This window comes from Gayadomonas joobiniege G7 (genome assembly GCF_000300815.1).
GTDB classification, from domain to species: domain Bacteria; phylum Pseudomonadota; class Gammaproteobacteria; order Enterobacterales; family Alteromonadaceae; genus Catenovulum; species Catenovulum joobiniege.
Window position 1 is genome coordinate 358281 of sequence record NZ_AMRX01000003.1, and the last position, 23094, is coordinate 381374.

At 41.6% G+C, this 23094-nt stretch carries 26 protein-coding genes; 25 read left to right on the forward strand and 1 reads right to left on the reverse strand.

Features of this window, described 5'->3' with window-relative positions:
• Nucleotides 1-198 precede the first annotated feature (198 nt).
• From C727_RS0105705 to C727_RS0105810, 21 genes are all read left to right on the forward strand, one after another.
• Nucleotides 199-960: a DUF3450 domain-containing protein gene (locus C727_RS0105705; RefSeq protein WP_017444664.1), complete on the forward strand. Its 762-nt coding sequence runs from the start codon at nt 199-201 to the stop codon at nt 958-960.
• The gene (locus tag C727_RS0105710; RefSeq protein WP_017444665.1) at nt 960-2321 is read left to right on the forward strand and encodes a MotA/TolQ/ExbB proton channel family protein; all 1362 of its coding nucleotides are present in this window, start codon (nt 960-962) and stop codon (nt 2319-2321) included. The genes C727_RS0105705 and C727_RS0105710 overlap by 1 nt, the downstream gene beginning before the upstream one ends.
• A gap of 1 nt (nt 2322) precedes the next feature.
• On the forward strand, nt 2323-2847 hold the full coding sequence (locus C727_RS0105715) for a MotA/TolQ/ExbB proton channel family protein (protein ID WP_017444666.1): 525 nt from the start codon (nt 2323-2325) through the stop codon (nt 2845-2847).
• A gap of 11 nt (nt 2848-2858) precedes the next feature.
• Nucleotides 2859-3257 (forward strand): ExbD/TolR family protein, encoded by a 399-nt coding sequence (locus C727_RS0105720; RefSeq protein WP_017444667.1) that lies wholly within the window; start codon nt 2859-2861, stop codon nt 3255-3257.
• 1 nt (nt 3258) lies between these two features.
• Nucleotides 3259-3873 carry an energy transducer TonB gene (locus C727_RS0105725; RefSeq protein WP_017444668.1) on the forward strand — a complete coding sequence of 205 codons (615 nt, stop codon included), beginning with the start codon at nt 3259-3261 and terminating at the stop codon, nt 3871-3873.
• A 63-nt stretch (nt 3874-3936) separates the two neighbouring features.
• On the forward strand, nt 3937-5211 hold the full coding sequence (locus tag C727_RS0105730; protein WP_017444669.1) for a tetratricopeptide repeat protein: 1275 nt from the start codon (nt 3937-3939) through the stop codon (nt 5209-5211).
• A 148-nt stretch (nt 5212-5359) separates the two neighbouring features.
• Nucleotides 5360-5776 (forward strand): HvfA family oxazolone/thioamide-modified RiPP metallophore, encoded by a 417-nt coding sequence (locus C727_RS0105735; RefSeq protein ID WP_017444670.1) that lies wholly within the window; start codon nt 5360-5362, stop codon nt 5774-5776.
• 11 nt (nt 5777-5787) lie between these two features.
• Nucleotides 5788-6606, forward strand: coding sequence for an HvfB family MNIO-type RiPP peptide maturase (locus C727_RS0105740; protein WP_017444671.1), 819 nt, complete (start codon nt 5788-5790; stop codon nt 6604-6606).
• A gap of 3 nt (nt 6607-6609) precedes the next feature.
• A complete protein-coding gene (locus tag C727_RS0105745) occupies nt 6610-7359 on the forward strand; it encodes an HvfC family RiPP maturation protein (RefSeq protein ID WP_017444672.1) in 750 nt (249 codons plus the stop codon).
• 13 nt (nt 7360-7372) lie between these two features.
• Complete coding sequence (locus C727_RS19880; RefSeq protein WP_017444673.1) at nt 7373-7498, forward strand: hypothetical protein; 126 nt, start codon at nt 7373-7375, stop codon at nt 7496-7498.
• Nucleotides 7499-7559: 61 nt separating this feature from the next.
• Complete coding sequence (locus C727_RS18095) at nt 7560-7928, forward strand: response regulator (protein WP_017444674.1); 369 nt, start codon at nt 7560-7562, stop codon at nt 7926-7928.
• A gap of 70 nt (nt 7929-7998) precedes the next feature.
• Nucleotides 7999-8547, forward strand: coding sequence for an adenine phosphoribosyltransferase (gene apt, locus C727_RS0105760; protein WP_017444675.1), 549 nt, complete (start codon nt 7999-8001; stop codon nt 8545-8547).
• Nucleotides 8548-8554: 7 nt separating this feature from the next.
• On the forward strand, nt 8555-11056 hold the full coding sequence (gene dnaX / locus C727_RS0105765; RefSeq protein WP_017444676.1) for a DNA polymerase III subunit gamma/tau: 2502 nt from the start codon (nt 8555-8557) through the stop codon (nt 11054-11056).
• Between the two features lie 30 nt (nt 11057-11086).
• Nucleotides 11087-11416 carry a YbaB/EbfC family nucleoid-associated protein gene (locus C727_RS0105770; protein ID WP_017444677.1) on the forward strand — a complete coding sequence of 110 codons (330 nt, stop codon included), beginning with the start codon at nt 11087-11089 and terminating at the stop codon, nt 11414-11416.
• A 14-nt stretch (nt 11417-11430) separates the two neighbouring features.
• Entirely contained in the window at nt 11431-12027 is a 597-nt protein-coding gene (recR, locus tag C727_RS0105775; RefSeq protein ID WP_017444678.1) for a recombination mediator RecR, read from the forward strand.
• A 118-nt stretch (nt 12028-12145) separates the two neighbouring features.
• On the forward strand, nt 12146-14065 hold the full coding sequence (gene htpG / locus C727_RS0105780) for a molecular chaperone HtpG (RefSeq protein WP_017444679.1): 1920 nt from the start codon (nt 12146-12148) through the stop codon (nt 14063-14065).
• Nucleotides 14066-14186: 121 nt separating this feature from the next.
• On the forward strand, nt 14187-14831 hold the full coding sequence (gene adk, locus C727_RS0105790; protein WP_017444681.1) for an adenylate kinase: 645 nt from the start codon (nt 14187-14189) through the stop codon (nt 14829-14831).
• A 134-nt stretch (nt 14832-14965) separates the two neighbouring features.
• Nucleotides 14966-15895, forward strand: a complete 930-nt coding sequence (locus C727_RS0105795) for a MipA/OmpV family protein (RefSeq protein ID WP_162131387.1) — start codon at nt 14966-14968, stop codon at nt 15893-15895.
• The gene (locus C727_RS0105800) at nt 15885-16274 is read left to right on the forward strand and encodes a DUF3019 domain-containing protein (RefSeq protein WP_017444683.1); all 390 of its coding nucleotides are present in this window, start codon (nt 15885-15887) and stop codon (nt 16272-16274) included. The genes C727_RS0105795 and C727_RS0105800 overlap by 11 nt, the downstream gene beginning before the upstream one ends.
• Nucleotides 16274-16963, forward strand: a complete 690-nt coding sequence (locus C727_RS0105805; protein WP_017444684.1) for a response regulator — start codon at nt 16274-16276, stop codon at nt 16961-16963. The genes C727_RS0105800 and C727_RS0105805 overlap by 1 nt, the downstream gene beginning before the upstream one ends.
• Nucleotides 16964-16966: 3 nt before the next feature.
• On the forward strand, nt 16967-18205 hold the full coding sequence (locus tag C727_RS0105810; protein WP_017444685.1) for an ATP-binding protein: 1239 nt from the start codon (nt 16967-16969) through the stop codon (nt 18203-18205).
• On the opposite strand, the gene C727_RS0105815 is transcribed toward C727_RS0105810, so the two are convergent.
• Nucleotides 18199-18510: a DUF6170 family protein gene (locus C727_RS0105815; RefSeq protein WP_017444686.1), complete on the reverse strand. Its 312-nt coding sequence runs from the start codon at nt 18508-18510 to the stop codon at nt 18199-18201. The two genes, C727_RS0105810 and C727_RS0105815, sit on opposite strands and share 7 nt — an antisense overlap.
• A gap of 76 nt (nt 18511-18586) precedes the next feature.
• Between C727_RS0105815 and pdxH the strand changes: the two genes are divergently transcribed.
• The 4 genes from pdxH to C727_RS0105835 are packed head-to-tail and all read left to right on the forward strand — an operon-like array spanning nt 18587 to nt 23093.
• Nucleotides 18587-19228: a pyridoxamine 5'-phosphate oxidase gene (gene pdxH / locus C727_RS0105820; RefSeq protein WP_017444687.1), complete on the forward strand. Its 642-nt coding sequence runs from the start codon at nt 18587-18589 to the stop codon at nt 19226-19228.
• A gap of 18 nt (nt 19229-19246) precedes the next feature.
• Nucleotides 19247-20167 (forward strand): AAA family ATPase, encoded by a 921-nt coding sequence (locus C727_RS0105825; protein WP_017444688.1) that lies wholly within the window; start codon nt 19247-19249, stop codon nt 20165-20167.
• 3 nt (nt 20168-20170) lie between these two features.
• Nucleotides 20171-21094, forward strand: coding sequence for a DUF58 domain-containing protein (locus tag C727_RS0105830; protein ID WP_017444689.1), 924 nt, complete (start codon nt 20171-20173; stop codon nt 21092-21094).
• Nucleotides 21081-23093, forward strand: coding sequence for a transglutaminase TgpA family protein (locus C727_RS0105835; protein WP_081579184.1), 2013 nt, complete (start codon nt 21081-21083; stop codon nt 23091-23093). Before C727_RS0105830 ends, C727_RS0105835 begins: the two co-directional genes overlap by 14 nt.
• Nucleotide 23094: the final 1 nt, after the last annotated feature.

Consider the following 23094-nt stretch of genomic DNA (forward strand, 5'->3'; position numbering starts at 1 on the left):
CATCCAATAAAAAACTTTGGTCTACCATTTGGAGATCAAAAAAAGCAGTCGAGTGGCTAGGTTGACAGTTTGATACATTTGGTAGAAGATTTGTTTCTGTTTTTAACAAACAGTATAAAATGTTTTAGCGGTTATGTTATCAATGTCCGCCACAGCTAATTAAGTTCCAAACAAAATATATTGGGAATCGTGTCAAAGATGATAAAAAGCAAAAAACTCGCTTCTGCAATAGCTGTCACATGTGCCATGACTTTGGCACCAGCTGTATCTGCAGATCAGGTGGAAGACCTGCACAAAGAAGAGCGTGCTATTCATGATGCCGCTGTTAAGTCGCAAAAACGAGTAGATTCAATGTTCGAGCAGTCTGTCGATCTGTTGAGTGAATACCGTCAGGTTGTCGACGAAACTGATAATCTTCGTATGTACAACGACCATGTACAAAAATTGGTTAATAACCAAGAGAAAAAGATCCAATCTTTGCAAAATCAGATTGATGGGATCGAAGACACCAAAAAAGGTGTTGTTCCTCTAATGTATAAAATGCTCGATTCACTGGAAAAGTTTATTGAATTAGATATTCCAGTGGAAGTTGAAGCACGTAAAGCACGTGTTGAGCGTATTCGTGAATTAATGTCAGATCCTGATATCACAACTTCTGAACGTTACCGCCAGGTGCTTGAAGCCTATCAAATCGAAAACGATTACGGCTCTGCTATTTCAGCCTACCAAGGCAAATTGAACGATATTACAGTAGATATGGTTCACATCGGTCGTGTTGCATTAATCGCTCAATCACTTGATTTGAAAAACTCTTGGGTTTGGGACAACGACGCTAGAACTTGGGTTGAATTAGGTGATGAATATAACAAGCCAGTTACCAAGATCATTCGAATGGCTAAGAAGCAGGTTGCACCTGATCTTATCGAAGTGCCAGTATTTGCAGCGGAGAGTGCAGAATAATGAAAAAGTTTAAGTCAATTCTTACTGCTTCAGCTATCGCTCTGTCAGTTGTATCTTTCGGCTCATATGCCGCAAACGATGCATTAGACCAGTTATTAGAGCAAGTTAAAGCAGATCGTATTTCAGAAACTAAAATCAATAAAGAGCGTGAAGCTGAATTCCGCGCAGCGCGCGATCAAAAGCAAGCTCTGTTGAACAAAGCAAAAGCTGAATTAGACGCAGAACAAAAGCGTCAAAAGCAGTTGCAACAAAATTTTGCTGATAACGAAACTCGAATCACAGACAAAACTAAAGAGCTAGAAGATGCTAAAGGTACTTTAGGTGAAATGTTTGGTGTTGTACGTCAAGCGTCTGGTGAAACCTTAGGTCGTGTTGCTACTTCAATTGTAAGTGCACAACCAGAGTTTTCTAACCGTACTGACGTTTTAGCACGTTTAGCTGAAGCTAAAGAATTACCTAACTTGTCTGAGTTAGAAGAGTTGTGGTTTGCCCTGCAAACAGAAATGACTCAATCAGGTAAAGTTGTTAAGTTTGATGCTAACGTAACTGGTTTAGACGGTTCTGAATCTGTTAAAACAGTTACCCGTGTTGGTAGCTTCAACTTGTTAGGTGAAGATGAGTACTTAAAGTTTAACTCAGAAAGTAACCAAATTGAGCCATTAGGCCGTCAGCCAGAAAGCCACATGGTTGCTTCAGTTAGTGATTTTAACGGTTTAGATTCTGGTTTCACTGGTTTATACCTTGACCCGTCTCGTGGCGCTATCTTAGATATCTTCAAACAAAAAGCGACTATGATGGAACGTTATCATCAAGGTGGTTTACCAGGTTACGTGATCACAGTGGTTCTATTGATCGGTATCTTAATCTCTCTTGAGCGCTTCGTTACGTTAACAGTTGTTGGTGGTAAAATCCGTAAACAGCTTAAAAATCCTGAAAAACCTTCAGAGAAAAACCCTCTGGGTCGTATCTTGGGTGTTTACAACTCAAACAAAAATGTTGATACCGAAACGCTTGAGCTGAAATTAGACGAAGCTATCTTGCGTGAAACACCGTCAATTGAACGTGGTGTTAATGTTATCAAGATTCTAGCCGCTATTGCTCCGCTATTAGGTCTATTAGGTACAGTAACGGGTATGATTGGTACTTTCCAATCAATTACGCTATTTGGTACCGGTGACCCTAAAATCATGGCGGGTGATATCTCTATGGCATTGGTAACAACAGCACAAGGTCTGATCGCTGCATTACCTCTGATTTTCTTGCACAGCATTACTGCTGCTAAGAGCAAGTCAATCGTTCATGTATTAGAAGAGCAAAGCGCGGGCATCGTAGCTGCACACGCGGAGCGGGAGCGAGCATAATATGTTATTCCTGATAGAACTTTGGGAAACTGTCAGGGGATTTATATCAACCGGGGGCGATGTACTATGGATCGTCTTCGGGGTGCTAGCTGTCATGTGGATTCTGATGATTGAACGATACTGGTTTATGTTTATAGAATTTCCTAAACGCAAAAAAGAAATCGTTGATCGTTGGGATGCACGTGAAGATACCACTTCTTGGTATGCGCATAGAATGCGCGATGCCTGGATTTCGGAAGCATCAGAATTACTGAACGCCAGAATTCTTTTGATTAAAACCCTGGTTGCAGTGTGTCCTTTAATCGGATTGTTTGGCACCGTAACAGGTATGATTTCAGTGTTTGAAGTTATGGCTGTGCAAGGTACCGGTAACCCACGTTTGATGGCATCGGGTATTTCCATGGCAACAATTCCAACTATGGCTGGAATGGTTGCAGCGCTGTCGGGAGTTTTCTTTAGCTCCAGGATTGAGGCTCGCGTTCGCGTGGAAACTGAGAAATTAGTGGATAGTATGCCACATCACTAGAGAGAATTATTATGGCACGTAGACATCGCCGAGAAGAAGAAGATGCAGCGATCGACATGACGCCGATGCTGGACATCGTATTCATCATGTTGATCTTCTTTATCGTAACCACTTCTTTTGTTAAGGAAGCAGGTATTGAAGTAAATAAACCGGAAGCAAGTCAGTCTAAAGCACAACCAAAAGCTAATATTTTCATTGCGATTAATGAAAACGGCGACATTTGGATGGACAAGCGTATGGTTGATGTAGAGCGCGTTCAAGCTAACCTTGAAAAACTGTTAGCAGAGCAAGCCACAGATACTGTTATCGTTCAGGCTGATAAAGAGGCGAAACATGGCAAGGTTATGAAAGTCATGGATCAAGTCAAAGCGGCCGGTATTGATAAAATCGTAGTTGCGGGGAAAAAATAATATGATCCGCCTACTGTTATCCATACCAATAGGCATCGCGATAACATTCGGTCTGTTTGTACTAATGGCATCTTTGATTGCCAACAACCAGAGGGGACCTGACGCAGGTGAAGAGGCTCCTAGAATTGACATCGTGATGCAGAAACCAAGTGATTCTGTGCAAGAAAGGACCAGGACGCCACCACCGCCGCCTCCGCCACCACAGCAGCCGCCTCCGCCTCAACAGGCTGAGCCGGAAACGACTGAGGCTGATGCAGGTGGTATCAATCTGGACGTACCAAATGTGAATACGGGTGGAGTAGATGTCGGACTGGGTGATATCAGTGGCGCTATGATGAAAGATGGTGACGCAACGCCAATCGTTCGAATTGAACCAAGATATCCACCTCAAGCGGCCCGTGATGGTATTGAAGGATGGGTAGAGCTGAGCTTTACAATTGACGAAGTAGGTGGGGTAACGGATGTAGAAGTAATCAACTCTGAACCTCGCCGTATCTTTGACCGTGAAGCAAGAAAAGCTCTGGGTAAGTGGAAGTACAAACCAAAAATTGTTGATGGTAAACCCGTCAAGCAGCCTGGCTTAACAGTGCGTCTTGACTTTACCTTAGCAAAATAGGTTTGGGTTCTGTTTGATTGATAGGTATAGCCCGCTTACGAGCGGGCTCAATCCGGAGACATTATGAAACTGTCACGATTGATTTTATCTGCTGTTTTAGTGGGCTTTACTGCAACTGCGACTATTACGCCTGTTGTGGTGAATGCGCAAACGCTGGCAGAAAAGAAAAAGGCAAGGCCTGTAGAGGTTATGTCAGAAAATGTCGGTAAGAAGGTGGGTGAAGCCATTGGAATGCTGACAGGTGGCGAGGACGGTGAAGAAAAAGCTTCTACCGCAGAAGTCATTCGTATACTTGAAGAAATAGAGCCGAAAAAAGAGTTTGATAAAGCTTTTTTAGCCCAATTAATTGGTAAGCTCTATGCGCAAGAAGGTGACTATGATAAAGCCATTGATAAAATCAAATATGCTGTCGATTTAGATGTTTTGAGCTGGGATGACCAAGCAGGGACGTTAAAAATTCTTGCTGTATTGAGTCTTCAACAAGAAAAATATCAGGCTGCAATTGATAATTACAATGAATGGTTTAAGTTCACTGAAAAGCATGATCCTCAAGTATATACGCACAAAGCGTTAAGTTATTATCAGTTAAAAAACTACGATAAAACCGTAGAACAAGCTGATATGGCTATTAAATATGCTGAAGAGCCAAAAGCCGATATTTATCAAATTAAAATGTCAGCTTTTGTTGATCAAAAGAAATATGATAAAGCAATTGAAGTTTGTATAGCAGCTTTGGAATATTTTCCAAAAGATAAAAAGTGGTGGTTACCTTTAGGCCAATTTTATTTGATTGAAGAGGATTACCAACGAGCTTTGTCAACATTTGAATTAGCTGACAAGCAAGGCTTCTTGGAAAAAGAGTCTCACTTTAAGATCTTAGCTCAACTGTATTCAATCTATGGTATTCCGTATAAAGCGGCAAAAACTATGGAAGAGCACATGAAAGCGGGTACGATAACTAAAGATGCCAAAAACCTTGCGGTTACGGCTAATTATTATCACCAAGCTTCTGAGTATAAAGATGCTGCAAATACGTATTTGGCTGCCGGTAAATTAAGCAATGATCCTGAGCATTATAAAAAAGCTGGCGACTTGTTAAGCTTATCTGAGCAGTATAAACAAGCGATTGCCTCTTATGAAAAAGCGATTGATATGGGCAGCGAGAAAACTGCTGCAATAAAAGTTGCTTTAATTGAAGCAAACTTTTATTCAGGCAATTACAAAAAAGCCTATCAATATGCTAAAGAAAGCTTAGAATCTAAGCAACATAAGCGTATGGCTCAAGGTTGGTTAGGTTATATTAAAGACACTGCAAACCGTAAAGGTGTAGACATTTAATTTAATTCTCATCAGCAAGTTAAAAAAGGAGCCAATGGCTCCTTTTTTGTTTTTAAGAAACATTGAATATTTTTCTCTTGTTTCGGGTCTTATTCAATAACAATCGTTTAAATCTAATAGTTATTTTTAATAATGGCGGAATACTGGTATGACTCAAATTAAAAAACACACTGTTGCGGCAACAGTCGGTGCTGTTGTAATAGGTTCATTGGCGGGATTTAATGCTCAATCGAATCCTTTTTCAGTTGAATTATTAGCTACCGGTTATGAGGTATCAGCAGCAGAAGCTAAGTGTGGTGAAGGCAAATGCGGTGCGGCCAAAAAAGACCATGAAGCTAAGTGTGGTGAAGGCAAATGCGGTGCGGCCAAAAAAGACCATGAAGCTAAGTGTGGTGAAGGCAAATGCGGTGCAGCCAAAAAAGACCATGAAGCTAAGTGTGGTGAAGGCAAATGCGGTGCAGCCAAAAAAGACCATGAAGCTAAATGTGGTGAAGGAAAATGCGGTGCAGCCAAAAAAGATCGAGAGGGAAAATGTGGTGAAGGTAAATGCGGTAGCGCTAAATAGGTTGATTGCTTTTGTTTAAACAGGTCAGGGGTGCGGGTTTAGGATTAAGGCGGGAGTTTATCAACTCACTTTTAAACACTGAACAAGCACCGTATCAATTTTTAGAGGTCGCACCAGAAAACTGGATTAAGTATACAGGCTCTGCCAAACCTCTATTTGAGCAGCTTGCTGAGCGCTATGCAATCAGCTGCCACGGTTTATCACTGTCTATTGGCAGTCCAGATCCGTTAGATATCGATTTTGTTAAAACGGTCAAACAGTTTTTGGATCGTTATCAGATAGAAGTTTACTCTGAGCATTTAAGCTATTGCTCTTCCGACGGACACCTTTATGACTTAATGCCGATGCCATTTACTGACGAAGCTGTTGAACATACAGTGGCAAGGATCAAGCGGGTGCAAGACATATTAGAACGTCCGCTAGTGTTAGAAAATATTTCGTTTTATACTTATTTGGATGACTCTCTTAGCGAGTTGGACTTTATTAAAGGTGTGCTTGCAAATAGCGGCGCTAAACTTCTATTAGATGTCAATAATGTTTATGTTAATTCGGTAAATCATGGTTACGATCCTTTTGAGTTTATCCGTCAACTGCCGAGTAAACATATTGTTTATGGTCATGTTGCTGGTCACTATAATGAAGCAGAGGATCTTATTATAGATACACATGCCAGCGCTGTAATTGATGAGGTTTGGCATTTATTAGCACATGCGTATCAGGTTCATGGTGTTTTTCCAACCGTATTAGAAAGGGATTTTAACATGCCATCTTTAATGACACTGTTTTCTGAAGTAGATAAAATAAAACAAATACAGCAGCAAGCGGGTTAAATAATGGCTTCTAGCGATTTCATAAAAACGCAAAAAGCGTTTGCAAATGCTATTCGAAATCCGGCAAGCGCACATCAACTGGCGATAGAAAGTCGGCGTTTAGCTATCTACCAGGATTTATTTTTTAATAACATTTCAGGTTTTGTAAAACAGGCATTTCCGGTATTGGCCAGTTTGTATTCAAATACTGATTGGCAATCGATGTGTGGTCAATTTTTTAATCAGCACCAGAACAAATCTCCGTATTTTACTGATTTACGGAATGAGTTTTTAACTTTTCTTCAGCATGAATATAAAATGACTGTAAAAGATCCAGTTTTTATACAAGAACTGGCACATTACGAATGGCTAGAAATGGAAATCATGCAAACGAGTCACTTGTTTAAACAGGCTAATTTAAACCAAGTTGCCGAGCAATCATTCTATCTTGCACCTACAGCTCAATTAGTTAGCTACCCTTATCCCGTGCATAAAATTAGCCAGCAATGGCGACCAACAGAATCAAAAAGCACTACCTATTTGATCGTTTATCTAAAAACCCCGTATAAGGCTGCGTTCAGCGAAGTCAGCGCAGCTACTGCTTGTGTGTTGGAGTTGATTAAACAAAACAACAGCAATCGGTTGTATAAGCTTGCTGATTCAATGCAGCAAATGATGCCAAAGCAAGACTTTGAAGTGATCATTGCTGGATTGAGAGATAGTCTTGCAACCTTGGCGGATGAAGGTATACTTCTGGCGCGTGAACAATTTTAAAACGGAGTCCAATATGGCACATCATAATGAACAAGCAGAAACGTCTAATGTATTGCACTTACTAGCTGCAGTTGCAGTTACTATCGCATTGCCCTTATTACCGGCTGTTTTAGGTTGGTATGTTGTGTTTTCAAGATAAGTTTTAGCGAACTTTATGATTGGAACTCTGTCTACAATGATAAAAAATAAAAGGCTGAGTTATGAATATATTACTAGTGGATGATAGTGATGCTGTGCGAATGGAACTTGCTGAAGTCCTAAGATCGCATAACTTTTTTGTTACCGAAACCAGCAATGGTTTAGAGGCAATGAATTGCCTCAAAAAAGCAAATTTTGATTTTGTGATCAGCGATTATAAAATGCCGTTTATTGATGGTTTTAAACTCGCAGAAAACCTGATGCGAGATTTTGCTTATCAACCTGAGCAAATATTAATACTGACAACGGATACCAGTGAAAAGGTTAAGCATTTTTTAAAGCATTTTGATTTGTCATGGTTTGCTAAACCTGTTCAAGTGGACTGTATTTTGCAGGAATTGAACAAATATCAAACACAGATCGTCGCATAATCTCTGCATAACTTGCATTTTATCGTAACTTTGCTTTTAATGCCGTCTGTTGAAAAAAGTGGAAGATAAAATGTTTAGTCAGTCTGAGCTGGATCTTATTAAATCCAGTATAAAAAGCATCCCTAATTACCCTAAACCTGGGGTGAATTTTAGAGATGTTACTAGCTTGGTCGAAGATGGTCAGGCTTTTGCAGCATCAGTCGATATGCTTGCCCGCGTTTATAAAGATAAAAACATTACTAAAGTTGTTGGTGCCGAAGCACGAGGTTTTGTTTTTGGAGCTGCGGTTGCACATGTATTAAAAGCCGGTTTTGTATTGGCTCGTAAACCCAATAAATTGCCGCGTGAAACACTCGCAAAAACATATGCGTTAGAATATGGCGAAGATGAACTTCATATCCATAAAGATGCTATTGATCATAATGATAATGTGTTATTAGTAGACGACCTGATCGCAACGGGTGGTACCATGGAAGCCGCTATTCATTTAACTCGCTCACTTGGGGCTAAAGTTGAACATGCTGCTTTTGTAATTGCACTCCCTGATTTAGGTGGTGTGGATAAAATACAACAGCTTGGTGTGCAAGCCTTTAGTTTAGTGTCATTCGACGGAGATTAAATCAAAGATGAGTTACCAGGCATTGGCTCGAAAATGGCGCCCACAAACGTTTGCCCAATTAATGGGACAAGAACATGTTGTCGCGGCGCTCTCTAATGCGCTAAAAAATCAAAGATTACACCATGCATATTTATTCACTGGCACGCGCGGTGTGGGAAAAACCACGATTGCACGAATTTTTGCCAAAAGTTTGAATTGCCTAAATGGTGTAACCGAAGAGCCTTGCGGCCAATGCCAAAACTGTGTTGCGATTGATGAAGGACGCTTTGTTGATTTAGTTGAGATAGACGCAGCATCACGCACCAAAGTCGAAGATACCCGCGAAATTTTAGACAATGTGCAATATAGTCCTACCCAAGGACGCTACAAGGTGTATCTAATCGATGAGGTACACATGCTGTCTAAACACTCATTTAATGCGTTGCTAAAAACCTTAGAAGAGCCACCAGAACATGTTAAATTTTTACTAGCGACGACCGACCCACAAAAACTTCCGGTGACCATTTTATCTCGATGTTTGCAGTTTACGCTAAAAGCCATGACGGGCGAGCAAATTGTCCAGCAGTTGCAAAAAGTACTCTCAGCTGAACAGATAGAATATAGCCAAGATGCATTGGCCAAATTGGCCGAAGCGGCGAATGGCAGTATGCGAGATGCATTAAGTTTAACTGATCAGGCAGTGGCGCAGGGTAACAACAAAGTAACAACAGAAATTGTGCAAGACATGCTGGGTTTGTTAGATGAACAGCAAGTGATGCGGTTGTTTCTGGCAATCGCTGAGCAAAACATTTCAGATGCGTTAAAAATCATCGAAGAGCTCAGTTTACAAGGAGTTGATCCGGCTCAGTCTTTGCAAGCGTTATTAACCTGTTTTCATCAAGTTGCGCTATTGCAATCTGTGCCTGAGTATCAAATGTTGACGGGGAAAATTTTACCGGCCCTATACGAAGCAGCAGCTCAGTGGCCAGCTGAATTGGTTCAGGTTTATTATCAAATATGTCTGAATGGACGGCGAGATTTACCTTTTGCGGTATCGCCAAAAGCTGGCTTAGAAATGACGGTTTTGCGTTTATTGTCGTTTACACCAGCCAATTTAGATGGTTTTTCTGTGACCTCTATTAGCGCCGCTGCAAACGAAAAAAAAACTTTAAAAACTGAGCCGACGGGTGCAACACCTCAAGTTGCCGAAAAAGTGGTGACAACTGAACCAACGAAACTTGCGCAACACCCGCCTGCTCAACCAGCGATAGATAAAGCGGTTTTAGATACGAATGAAACGAATAGCGAATCTAAAAAAGACAGCCAGATCGAACCCGATCCAACAGACACTCTTAATTTAGAAACACCGCGAGCAAAACAAACCGATTTAAACGAAGTTAAAACTGCAAAAAATTCTACGAGCGACAATCCGGCTATAGAGACCCCAGTGGCTAAACCTGAAGCCCTTGAGCCGGCTGACACTGAGTTGCTTGATAATGATACCGACTTAGCTGCAGCAGTATCACCGAATATATTAGTGGACGAATCTGAATTGGATTCATTAAATGCTCAGCTCATGCAAATTGAATCTTTGGCCGATTCTATGCACCCCAGCTCGGCGGTACCTGAAACGCCGCCGTCGCAACCTGATCTGAATGACGACCGAGAGTCATCAATGGCAACGGGTATCGAGATGCACGCTCTCATGCAGGGCATACGTCAGAAAAAACAAAATTTGCAAGGCAAAAATGGCAGCGACAAAACGAGTCAAGCTGCGGTCAAGCCAGATACAGTTCTTAGCTTTGACTCTGAGCCTGTACCTGAGCCAATTAGCGAGCAGTCTAAAAGCACTTCACTTGCTCAAACAGAGATGGCAGAGCAAGGTATAGAGCAAATAAATACGGCTGCCGATGAGGCCGATTTTATCGAGCAAGATGCTGAAGTAGACAACTCGTCTTATGAAGAAAACTATCGAGCCTATTCTGAGTCGTTAAGTCAGCTGCAAAATATCCAACCGCAAGATGATGCCGCACAAGGAGCGTCAACAGGGGATCAAGTCCAAGATTTACAGGCAGAAACGGTAATAGAAAGGCCCGATATTATCGAACAATACCAGCTTCAACAAGCTGTTGAAGAAGGGATTAAATTTGCTCGTGAAGTTGATAGTTGGGCTGACCTAGTAGATAAAACACAGCTAACGGGCCTACAGCGCCAATTGATGTTACATTGCCAAGCAGATATCACGCAAGACAGCTGTGAGTTAACGCTCTCGGAGAGTCAAAAACACTTAAATTCAGACGCATTTTTTGCTGAAGTTGAGCAGCAAGTGAGTCAAGTTTTAGGTCGCACAATACAAGTTAGGTTAAAAGGGATTCAAGCGCAGGTGAGTAGCCCGCATGAAATTCAAAAACAAATCGATTTAACGCGTTTAAAATATGCGCGCAACCTGATTCACAACGATCAAAAGGTCGCTTTGTTAACAGAAACCTTTGCAGCCGAAGTGATCGATGAATCGATTAAAGCATTATAGTCAGTATAGTTAATTAGAAAGGTGGAAACTATGTTTAAAGGTGGTGGCATGGGTAACATGCTTAAACAAGCACAACAAATGCAAGAACGCATGCAGCAAATGCAGCAAGAAATCGCAACAATGGAAGTGGTTGGTGAAGCGGGTGCTGGCATGGTCAAAGTCACTATGTTGGGCAACCACAATGTAAAGCGCGTTACCATAGATCCTGATTTAATGGATGACGATAAAGAAATGATCGAAGATCTGGTTGCTGCGGCTGTAAATGATGCAGTGCGTCGTGTCGAAGCGCAAAGCAAAGAAAAAATGGCAGAAGTGACCGGCGGTATGCAATTACCACCGGGTTTTAAAATGCCTTTTTAAATTAGGTATATATTGTGCTCCCTCCAATTCTAGAAGAACTTATTCAAGCATTGCGCTTGTTACCGGGTGTTGGGCCTAAGTCGGCTCAGCGAATGGCGTTTTTATTATTAGAAGATAAAGCGGGAGCAACAGCGCTGGCTTCGGCTCTGCAACAAGCGGTGAGCCATATTCATCGCTGCCAGCGTTGTCAAAACTACAGTCAAACAGACATTTGCCATATATGCCAGCAACCTGAACGGATTAAGTTAGAGCAAATATGCGTTGTCTCTTCACCATTAGATGTATTGTCTTTTGAACAAGCGAGTTTGTATCAAGGCAGTTATTTTGTCACTCATGGCCTTTTGTCTCCCATTGACGGGATAGGTGCAGAAGAATTGAAACTGGATCAGCTGGAACAGTTAAGCAAACAACTTTCTGCCCACGGTGAGCTGATTTTAGCGTTACCTGCCAGCGTAGAAGGTGAAGCTACTAGCTACTTTATCAGTCAGTTTGCTAAGCAGCATGCCTGCAAAGTCACTAGATTAGCTCAGGGACTTTCGGCAGGTCGCGAACTGGCAAACGCAGACAGCCGCACACTCTCACATGCGTTTAGTGGACGCACACAAATTTAAATAATTTAAATTTATTGCTTGAAAAGCTCTCTGCTCGGCCCTACTTAACTTAGCACTAGATTATTCCTATTTATAACCGAATAAAACAGCCTAATTGATAAGACAGGAGACGTGTTCGATGAGCGAAGTAGCGCATAAAGAAACGCATGGTTTTCAAACCGAAGTAAAGCAGCTTTTACAGCTGATGATTCATTCTCTTTATTCAAATAAAGAAATCTTTTTACGAGAGTTAGTTTCTAACGCCTCTGACGCAGCTGATAAATTAAGATTTAAAGCCCTTTCTGACAATAGCCTGTTCGAAGGCGACGGTGAATTACGGGTTAGGGTCAGCGTTGATAAAGAAGCGGGTACAGTGACGATTGCCGACAATGGCATTGGCATGACTCGTGATCAAGTCATCGAACACCTAGGGACCATTGCTAAATCTGGAACCAAAGAATTTTTTAGTCAGTTAACTGGTGACCAGGCTAAAGATTCGCAACTGATTGGCCAATTTGGGGTTGGTTTTTATTCATCATTTATTGTTGCAGATGCGGTCACTGTGCGCACTCGTGCCGCAGGTGAAGAAGTTGACAGAGGTGTTGAATGGTACTCAAAAGGGGACGGTGAGTTCACTATTGGTGAGATTAATAAAAAAGATCGTGGTACTGAAGTCATTCTCCACCTTAAAGAAGACGAAAAAGAATTTTTAGATGACTGGAAAGTTCGTTCTATCATTACCCGCTATTCCGACCACATAGGTATTCCAGTAGAAATGTGGAAAGAGGGTACTGAAGCGTCTGAAGATGACGATGGGAACAAAATTGAAGCGACACCAGGTCAATGGGAAGCCATTAACAAAGGCACAGCACTTTGGGTACGAGAAAAATCAGACATTAGCGACGAAGAGTATAAAGAGTTTTATAAAACCGTTGCGCATGATTTTGATGAGCCATTAAAGTGGGTGCACAATAAAGTAGAAGGTAAAACAGAATATACCAGCTTATTATATATTCCTAAGCGTGCACCTTTTGATATGTGGAATCGCGACGTGAAACATGGCATTAAACTGTATGTTCAGCGTGTGTTTATTATGGATGATGCTGAAAAGTTTATGCCTAGCTATTTACGTTTTGTGAAAGGCTTAGTTGATTCAAACGACTTACCATTGAACGTATCGCGTGAAATTTTACAAGACAATAAAATTACTCAAAATATTCGTGCCGGTAATGTAAAACGCGTCTTGCAGATGTTAACCAAAATGGCTGAAAACGATGCCGAAAACTACGCAACTTTCTGGAAAGAATTTGGCAATGTTTTAAAAGAAGGCCCAGCGGAAGATTTTGCCAACAAAGATAAAATCGCTAAGCTGTTCCGTTTTGCATCAACCCATACAGATGAAAACAAGCCAAATGTATCTTTAGATGAATACCTAGCACGTATGAAAGACGGGCAAGAGAAGATTTATTACATCACTGCGGATAGTTTCGCTGCAGCTAAAAACAGCCCACATTTAGAAGCCTTCCGCAAAAAAGGCATCGAAGTATTATTAATGTCGGAGCGTGTTGATGAATGGATGATGTCTCACTTAACTGAGTATAACGAAAAACAATTCCAGCACGTGGCTAAAGCAAATATAGATCTGTCTGATTTAGATGACGAAGAGACCAAAAAAGCGCAAGAAGAAACTGAAAAAGCGTTTGAAAGCTTTATTGAACGAGCCAAAAAGTCGTTAGGTGATAAAGTAAAAGACGTTAAAGTTTCACATCGTTTAACAGAGTCGCCAGCTGTTATCGTGACAGATGAGCACGACATGAATACCCAAATGGCTAAGTTGTTAGAAGCAGCAGGACAAGAAGTACCACAAACCAAATATATCTTTGAGCTTAACCCAGAACACAACCTGGTTAAGCGTATCGCAGACGAAACCGATGAAGAAAAGTTTGGTGATTGGATTGAGGTTTTATTGGATCAAGCGACTTTAGCTGAACGAGGCTCGTTAGAAAATCCAGCAGAGTTTGTTGGTCGTTTAAATAAACTTCTTTTACAAGTTAGCTAACAAACGCGCTAAAATTACAACAAAAGCGGGCCACTTAGGCCCGTTTTTTTGTTTTTGTCTTGTATCTTGCACCCCTTCGTTGTATTGTTCGCGGCAGTTTATTTTTGATATAGAGGACTTTATGCGAATCATCTTATTAGGTGCCCCAGGGGCAGGTAAAGGCACTCAGGCGCAATTTTTGATGCACCAATTTGGCATCCCACAAATTTCAACCGGTGATATGCTCAGAGCCGCAATCAAAGCTGGCACAACACTCGGCTTAGAAGCTAAAAAAGTGATTGATGCAGGCCAATTGGTCTCTGACGATATCATTATCGGCTTAGTTAAAGAAAGAATTGCTCAACCTGATTGTGAAAATGGCTTTTTATTGGATGGCTTTCCACGCACCATCCCTCAAGCAGATGCTATGGTTGAAAGTGGTATTCAAATTGATTGTGTGCTTGAATTTGATGTGGCTGATGACGTCATTATTGAACGTATGAGTGGCCGCCGTGTACACCCTGCTTCTGGCCGTGTTTATCATGTTGTTTATAATCCGCCTGCCGTTGAAGGCAAAGACGATGAAACGGGCGAAGATTTGATTGTTCGTCCTGATGATGAGCCCGAAACTGTTAAAAAGCGCTTAGCTATTTACCATGAGCAAACTCAGCCTTTAGTTGACTACTACAAAAAACAAGCAGAAAACGGAGAAACTCGTTTTTATAGCATTGATGGTACTCAGCCAGTTGATCAGGTTAGCGAAAAATTAAAAAGCTTACTTGCTTAAGTTTAACTGTCTGCCTGAATAAAAGTCGCTGCGGCGACTTTTACACTTTTGTAACTAAATGTAATCTAAGCTGGCAAAAGTAAGCTAGCGTGTTAGATTAAGCCAGTTTGAAAATCATAAACTTTGAGTTGGCTGTGAATATCTTAAATCGTTTTAACCCCATATTTTTTTGCTGCTTATCAATTTTGACGTTGGGTGAGCTTAATGCGGCTGAAAAAGTAGAGGTCGGGCAATGGAATTTTTCGCTGTCTGGCGGTTATGGCAAACTCTCGAACCCACTCTCACAAGCGGATGACTTTACGCTTTATTTAGTCCCATCTGCCTATTATTATGGTGAAAACTGGTACTTTGATAACGGTGATCTCGGTTACACTGTTCTGCAACAAACAAACTATTCAGTGTCAATTATCAGCCAATTAAATGCTGAATACGCGCACTTTGCTGACTGGCACCCAAATAATTTTTTTCTTAGCACAGCACAAAGTAATTTGAGCTTTTCTGAAGCTGACTCCTCGCCTAACTCACCACCTGATGCAAATGATGATCTGCAATATTGGCAAAAGTCACCAGATGAAATAGAGTCTGACGAAACTCATAAATCTGTTATCAATTGGCGAGATCTTAGCAGCCGCCGGCTCGCTATTGACGTTGGTATACAAGGTCATTGGTTTATTAGCAGCCAGCAAAGCATCCGTATGCGTTTAATGCATGATATTAATTCAGTTTATGATGGTTTTCATGCGTCGCTTGAGTACAAACATCAATGGCGCTTTAAAAAACTAATGTTGTCCGCTCATTTAGGTTGGCTCTGGAAAAGTCGTGATTTAGCAAACTATTATTATGGGGTAAGTGATAAAGATACAAAAACTCAAGCTTTGTGGTATCAACCCGGGCAACTTAATTTACCGTACGCGCGATTATCAGCCGCTTATCCATTAACTGAAGCGTGGAAAATGCTTGCATTTTATCAGTACCAAAAACTGGACAATACACTAACGGCCAGCCCTATGATTGCAGATGATGCGCGGACTATCCGTTTTATCGGCTTAAATTATGCGTTTTAAAACTCGCTTTTGGGTTGGTTTATTTTTATTCGTTTGTTATTTGCCATATTCTCATGGAATGGCTGATGTATATTTTAAAATTTCACCTGCATTATGTCAGGTTGAGCAAAGCGGCCAAGTTTGCCATACCCAAGTACGTTTTGAGTGGCTGCTGCCAGCGGCAGCGTCTGGTTTGTTGTGTTTGTATCAAGAACAGCAACAACTACACTGTGGGTTAGAGGCACAAGGTGAGTTGATGTTAAAGTTTAAGTTAAGCGAGTCGACCCAATTTTATTTGTGGTTAGAAGAGCAGCCAATTGCAAGCCAGGGCATTGAACTGGTCAGCAAAACCCCCGCGCGTTATCGGAATCGCTTACATTCAGACTGGAGTCTATTTTAATGCAACAAATTGTACTTGTTGAAGATGATCAGCGGTTAGCCAGTTTGGTTAAAGCATTTTTGATTGATAATGGCTTTCAGGTGATTTGTTTTAGTGAAGGCAAACAAGCATTGCAGGCCATTTTAAGCGACCCACCGGCGTTAATTTTGCTCGATATTAATTTACCTGATAGTGATGGTTTTACCTTATGTCGAAATATTCGACGCCACTTAAATACGCCAATTTTATTTTTAACGGCACGTGATTCTGATGGCGATCAAATTAATGGTTTAGATTTAGGCGGAGATGATTATCTAGTAAAACCGGTTGAACCTAAGGTTCTATTAGCCAGAGTTCATTCGGTGTTGCGCCGTTGCCGTCCAGGATTAGAAAAATCAGAACGTTTAACTTTTGGTCGTTTAAGCATTGATAAAAATAGCCGGTTAGTGGAATACGACAATCAGCCTATCGATTTAACCAGCCATGAGTTTGAGTTGTTGTGCTTACTTGCAAGTCATCCGGGGCAGGTTCAAACCAGGGAATTTGTGCACCTGAAAATGATAGGACGCGAGTACGATGGTTTGGACCGTAGTGTCGATGTGCGTATTTCTAGGTTACGAAAAAAACTATTTGACGATTTAAAAAAACCATACCGAATTATTACAGTATGGGGAAAAGGGTATTTGTTTAGTCCAACCGCGTGGGAATAACTAGTGCAGCGTCTTTTTGTGAGTTTGTATGTATTGGTTGTGCTGGGATTGCTGCTGATTGGCTGGGGGGGCGAAAAAGTTTGGCAGGCTTTATTACCCGAACCCCAGCACGAGCAATTAAAAAAAATGGCACAAGTGGCTGTGTTGGGGGTGAATAACGAAATCCAACTGCAACAGCGATTGAGGCAACTAACGCAGAGCCAGCAATGGCCAGTTAAAGCAATCGCATTTGACGACTTTGCTGGGCCTAAAAACAGTGCAGAGGCTAAACAAACCTTGATTATATACAACGCCAATAATCAAGCTATTGCGTTGCAGCCGATCGCCGCGCTGCAAACTTATTTGATGTTGGGGCCCTTGCCAGATACCTTGGCTCAAGAGCAGGTCCTTGGCCATACTAAAATGTTATTGCGTCTATTATCTTATTTATTTTTAGCGGTTTTTATCGCCCTTTGGACCTGGCCATTATGGCGAGATTTAAAAAAACTCAGCAAAGCAACCCAGCTGTTCGCAAGCGGCCAATTAGATACCAAAGTTAAACTTTCAGCCACTTCATCGGTTGCTCAGTTGGGCGATAACTTTAATTTTATGGCGCGCCAAATTGAACGCTTAATTGAAGAACAGAAACTTATGATCAATGCTGTTAGTCATGATCTAAGAACGCCGTTAGCCAAGCTTAAATTTGCCCTTCTATCAATTTCTGAGCCAGACTTACGTGAACAAGTAGAGGCTGACGTCAATAAATTACAAAGTCTGGTTGATGAGTTATTGCAATACGCTAAGTTTGAGCAAAGCAACCAAGTTCTGGCTCTTGAGCCTGTTCCTATTTTACAAATAGCGCGCAACTATGCTGCCACTTTAAGCCACCCCGTGAAAATTGAAACAAGATTATCCGACGACTTTGAGTGGCGTTGTGATGGTTTTTTGTTTGAACGCCTGATGCAAAACTTACTCAGCAATGCCGACAAATTTGCACAACAACAGATCCGGCTAACTTTGGCCGTGCAGGCAGACAATTTAACGCTCTGCGTTGAAGATGATGGTCCAGGTCTTCCTCTTGCAGAGCGAAAAAAAGTGTTCAGTCCTTTTTATCGCCTCCAGCGCAATGCCCAACAAGAAGGATTTGGTTTGGGGTTAGCCATAGTGAAACGTATCTGCCTTTTACATCATGGGCAAGTGAGAGTTTTTGACGCCAGTTTAGGGGGCGCCGGTTTTGAAGTTTGTTTACCAAAAGCTCAGTGAGACTGATCTGCTTTCCAACTTGCTAAAGCCTGATCTAGATGACGACACGCCATATTAAGCTGGATTGGGTTAGTGATCAAAGGGTAACAAATACCCGTAATCAACATAGGAATCAACATCCACCACTCCTGAAATCGTGCAATAAGCACAAATACCGGGGCTAAAATAATTAATTTACTAATATTCAGGATAAATTTTTCTGGTACCGTCAGCATATTTAGCGCATATTGAATAATATGTGCTCGTTCGGTGAATGAGTAGTCTTTGAGTGCAGGGATTTGTGATGATTTCAGGTAAAATGGCATAATACACTGGCCTTGTTATAAAGTACTTATATGGTAACTTCTAAAAGAGGCTATATTTAACCGAACAGGAGCCCGAATGTCTATCTTTTACCAAATTCGTCGCGAATATGAGCTTAGTGGTCTATCTGAGCAAGACTTAACAGAGTCGCCCTTTCAATTGTTTGACCGATGGTTGCAGCAGACGATGCAGATTAAGGAAATTTCAGATCCAACCGCGATGATTATTGCAACGGTAAATGAGCAGGGACAACCAAGCCAAAGAACCGTTTTAATGAAAGCGGCCACTGACTCTGCTTTGGTATTTTATACCAATAAAAACAGTCAGAAAGGGCAAGATTTAACCACAAATCCAAATATCAGTGCTATATTTCCTTGGTTAGCAGCCGAGCGTCAGGTGATTTTTCAGGGCAAAGTTGAACCGCTTTCAGAACAAGAAAATGATGCCTACTTTTATAGCCGACCTTTTTCTAGCCAAGTAGCTGCTGTTATCTCACAACAAAGCCAAACCATTAGTAGCCGTGATGAATTGGAGCAAAAATATCATCACGCGTTGGCTGAGCACCCGACGGAAAAAATTCAGCGACCCAGCCATTGGGGTGGGTATCGCATTAACTGTCATTCTGTTGAATTTTGGCAAGGTGGTGAATATCGTTTGCATGATAGATTTATTTATCGCAAAAAAGGCCAACAGTGGCAAGTGAGTCGTCTACAGCCATAATGATGGGAGTTGTACAAGATGGATATAGAACAAGCGGCTGGTTTATGTGAGCAGGTTATTGATCATGTTGCTGAGCGGGTTTTAGATAAACATTCGCAAATTCGGTTAGCATTGAGTTGTTTGCTCGCGCGTGGCCATTTATTAATTGAAGATTTACCCGGTATGGGTAAAACTACTTTGTCTCACGCGCTGGCAGAATCTCTATCTTTGTCTTTTAATCGGATTCAGTTCACGTCTGATTTATTACCAGCAGATATTACGGGTGTGTCAGTTTATCGCAGTGATCAGCAAAAATTTGAGTTTCACCCCGGACCTATTTTTAAACAGCTTTTATTAGCCGATGAAATTAACCGCGCCAGTCCTAAAACACAAAGTGCTTTGTTGGAGGCAATGGCCGAGCAGCAGGTCACAGTTGATGGGCAAACCTATCCGCTACCTAATCCATTTTTTGTCATTGCCACACAAAACCCTGCAGAGCAAGCGGGGACACATCCGTTGCCAGAGAGCCAGTTAGATCGTTTTATGATGCGTATTTCGCTGGGTTACCCTTCACCTCAACATGAAGTCAGTATGTTAAAACAAGGGGTGCAAAAACAACCACAGTTAGCTGCTTGCATTAGTTTAACTCAGTTGGCACAAATGCAGCAGATGGTGGAGCAGGTGCATGCAAGTGATGCCTTGTTAAACTATCTAATTAAATTAGTGCACCATAGCCGTACCAGTGAGCAATTTCGGCATCCTTTATCACCTAGGGCTTCTTGGGCCCTGCTGCAAGCAGGCAAAGCTTATGCGCTGACGGCAGGGCGCAATTATCTAACTGCAGATGATTTGCAAGCGGTTTTCACTTCGGTTTGTGAGCATAGGTTGGCGGGATCACAGCCATATAACAAAGTGCTGCTCAGTCAGACTCTGCTGCAAGCCATTGATCCGGTTGCCTGAGCTGTGTTTGCCAAAAGGTTTTATCAAACACGTTTGCCGCGCTCATCGGTTGTCCGGTTGACTAGCCGGCGGTTATTTATCTTGCCATCGGCTGCCGGTAACGCGGGTTTGTTTGCAATGTTAGCCGTTTATTTACTGGCCACCAATTACCAAAACAATTTAATTTTATTGTTTGCGTATTTATTACTGAGCTTGTTTTTAATCACCCTATTAGCCAGTTTTTATAATTTGCATGGGGTTGCTTTGCAATTGTTATCGGCAAAGCCTGTGTTTTTAGGCGAATATGTCAAAATGCAGTTAAATATACAAAGTGAGAGAGAGAGATTTGCGATTTGCTGGGAAGACGATTTAGGGACTCATCAAACTGAAATTAAACCGGGGCAGAATTTAGTGAACTTGTATTGGCTGCCTGAAAACAGAGGCTATTTTAAGCTGCCTAGATTTAAAATGTTTTCTCGTGCACCGCTTGGTTTGTTCACCGTCTGGAGTTATCCAGCGCTGGGTGAGTCAGTTTTAATCTATCCAGCATTACCTAAAACTGAGGTCAGTTTTAAATCCTGGCAAAGTGCTGACCACGAACAATCGTCTTTGCAAAATGATGTGTTTTCTGCATTAAATAATTATCAAAAAGGCGACCCTGTTAGCCGTGTTTTATGGAAAAAAGCATTGCCAGAAAGACCTTGGCAAGTAAAAGAATTTAGTCAGGAAAAGCCACAACCTATGAGATTTAACTACCAAGCGGTAGCTGGCAAACATGAAACTCGTTTAAGTCAGTTGGCAGCGCTCGTGGTGATGGCGCAAAAAACTGAGTTACCTTTTGCGCTTATTCTACCCGATCAAACAATCACCTCAGGTATAGGTGAAACACAGGGGCAACTTTGTTTGCAGGCATTAGCATTGCAACCAGAGGTCAATGATGAAAACTAACTCTCGGCTTGAGCAGAGTGTCTGGATAATGATGCTGCCAGTGGCTGCTTTGGCTTGTTATATGTTAGATAAAGCAGGTTGGGGTTGTTTGCTGTTTACGCTTTTATGTATTTTTGCCCGCATCTTTAAACCCCGCAATGTTAAGCATGCTCGGCGAATGACCTATCTAATCCAGTTGCTGGCAGTTGTTATTCTTGCGCTGCAGGCCTCTTTGCGAGACTGGATAACCATGTTATTTGTTCTCTTACTTGTGGCACAAGCACTTACTTTATATCAGTTACATCAGGTTAGATCTTTATATACTTTGTTGTGGGTCGGTTTTTTTACGTCCGCCCTAGTTATGATGCAATACAATCAAATTCATCATTCATTATTAATTTTGGCATTAAATTGTGTTTCTATTTATTCACTTTACCACTATCACTGTGGTCACTCGGCTCTGATTAAGAAAAAAAATTTAAAACCTTTTATCGCTTTATTGGCTGCATGTTTGCCACTGGCGGCGCTGCTGTTTATTTTTATTCCTCGATTACCCGCGTTATGGAAAATGCCGCAGGTGGGTTCACAAACTGTCGGCCTGCAAGAGCATATTAAACCTGGTGAACTGGCAAATTTAAGCCAATCCGGTGGATTGGCGTTTCGCGTTGAGTTTGATGGGCCGCGGCCGCCGCAAGCACAGCTTTACTGGCGTGCTTTTACGTTAGATGAATTTAATGGTGAGCAGTGGCAACAGAGCCGATTGTTGAAGCAGGTACAGCGGCAAGTTAAAACTGGACAATTGAATTTTTCGGCTCGGTTAACAGGGTTAAATTTAATAAACTATCAAGTGATTGCACAAGCAAGCATGCAAAACTGGTTGTTTGCGTTAGATAGAGCCTACAGTACCAGTGACCAAGTTGCGCAAATGCCAGACTATAGCTTACTGGCAACTGAAGTTGTTGATAAAAAAAAACGTTACCAGGTGCAAACGGCTCTCAATCAACCATTGACTAAAAGTTATTTTAAACCGGAGCACTTTTTGCAATTGCCCGCGAATGGAAATCCCAAAACACGTCAACTGGTTGTTCAGTTGCAGCAGAGCTATCCGAACAATAGTGATTTGGTTCGAGCAATGTTAACTCATTTTGCAACTCAGGGATTTGTTTATAGTTTATCAACACCAAATTTAGCAGAAGATCCCATTGATGGTTTTTTATTTGCAAGCAAAGTTGGCTTTTGTGGCCACTATGCAAGTGCTTTAACTTATATGCTGCGACTGGCGCAAATACCGGCTCGGGTGGTGGTGGGATACCAAGGGGGTGAATATAATCCCACTGCGGATTATTTTTCTGTTTATCAATCTTCTGCGCATGCTTGGGTTGAAGCCTGGACAGGCCAACAGTGGCAGCGACTAGATCCTACAGCTATGGTTTCACCGGAGCGTTTAACTTTATCGCTTGAAGATGTGTTAGGCGCTGAGCAAGTGTATGCCGAACAAGGGTTTACAGTTCGCCGTTTTGATGACTGGCCTGCCGTGCGTTCAATGCGACTCTGGTTTGCCAGCATAGATTATTATTGGACGCGCTGGGTATTAAACTATGATCAACAAAGCCAACAAAGTTTATGGCAGCAATTGACCGGGCAGCAGCCGCTATTAAAAGCTGCGCTAACTGGTTTTATTATTTTACTCATCTTGTTACTGAGTTGGTTTTTGGGGCGTTTATTAAGTCGCTATCATAATAACTCAGATCCAGCGCTAAAATTGTTTACAAAAATACAAACAGCGACGTTAAAAAAGGGCGGTGAAAGTTACCAACAGGTGACGCCTCGAAAGCTTTTGCAGCAACATGATAACATGCCCCCTCAAATTAAAGGTTTATTATTAGAGTTTGCAAACTGCTGGGATACCTATTGGTACGCACCGATCACAATTAAACAAAAAAAAGTACAGTTGAAAAAAATGACAATTATTGCTGATAATATCGTCAGAAAGATTAAAACCACTAAAAATTTAGTGTAGT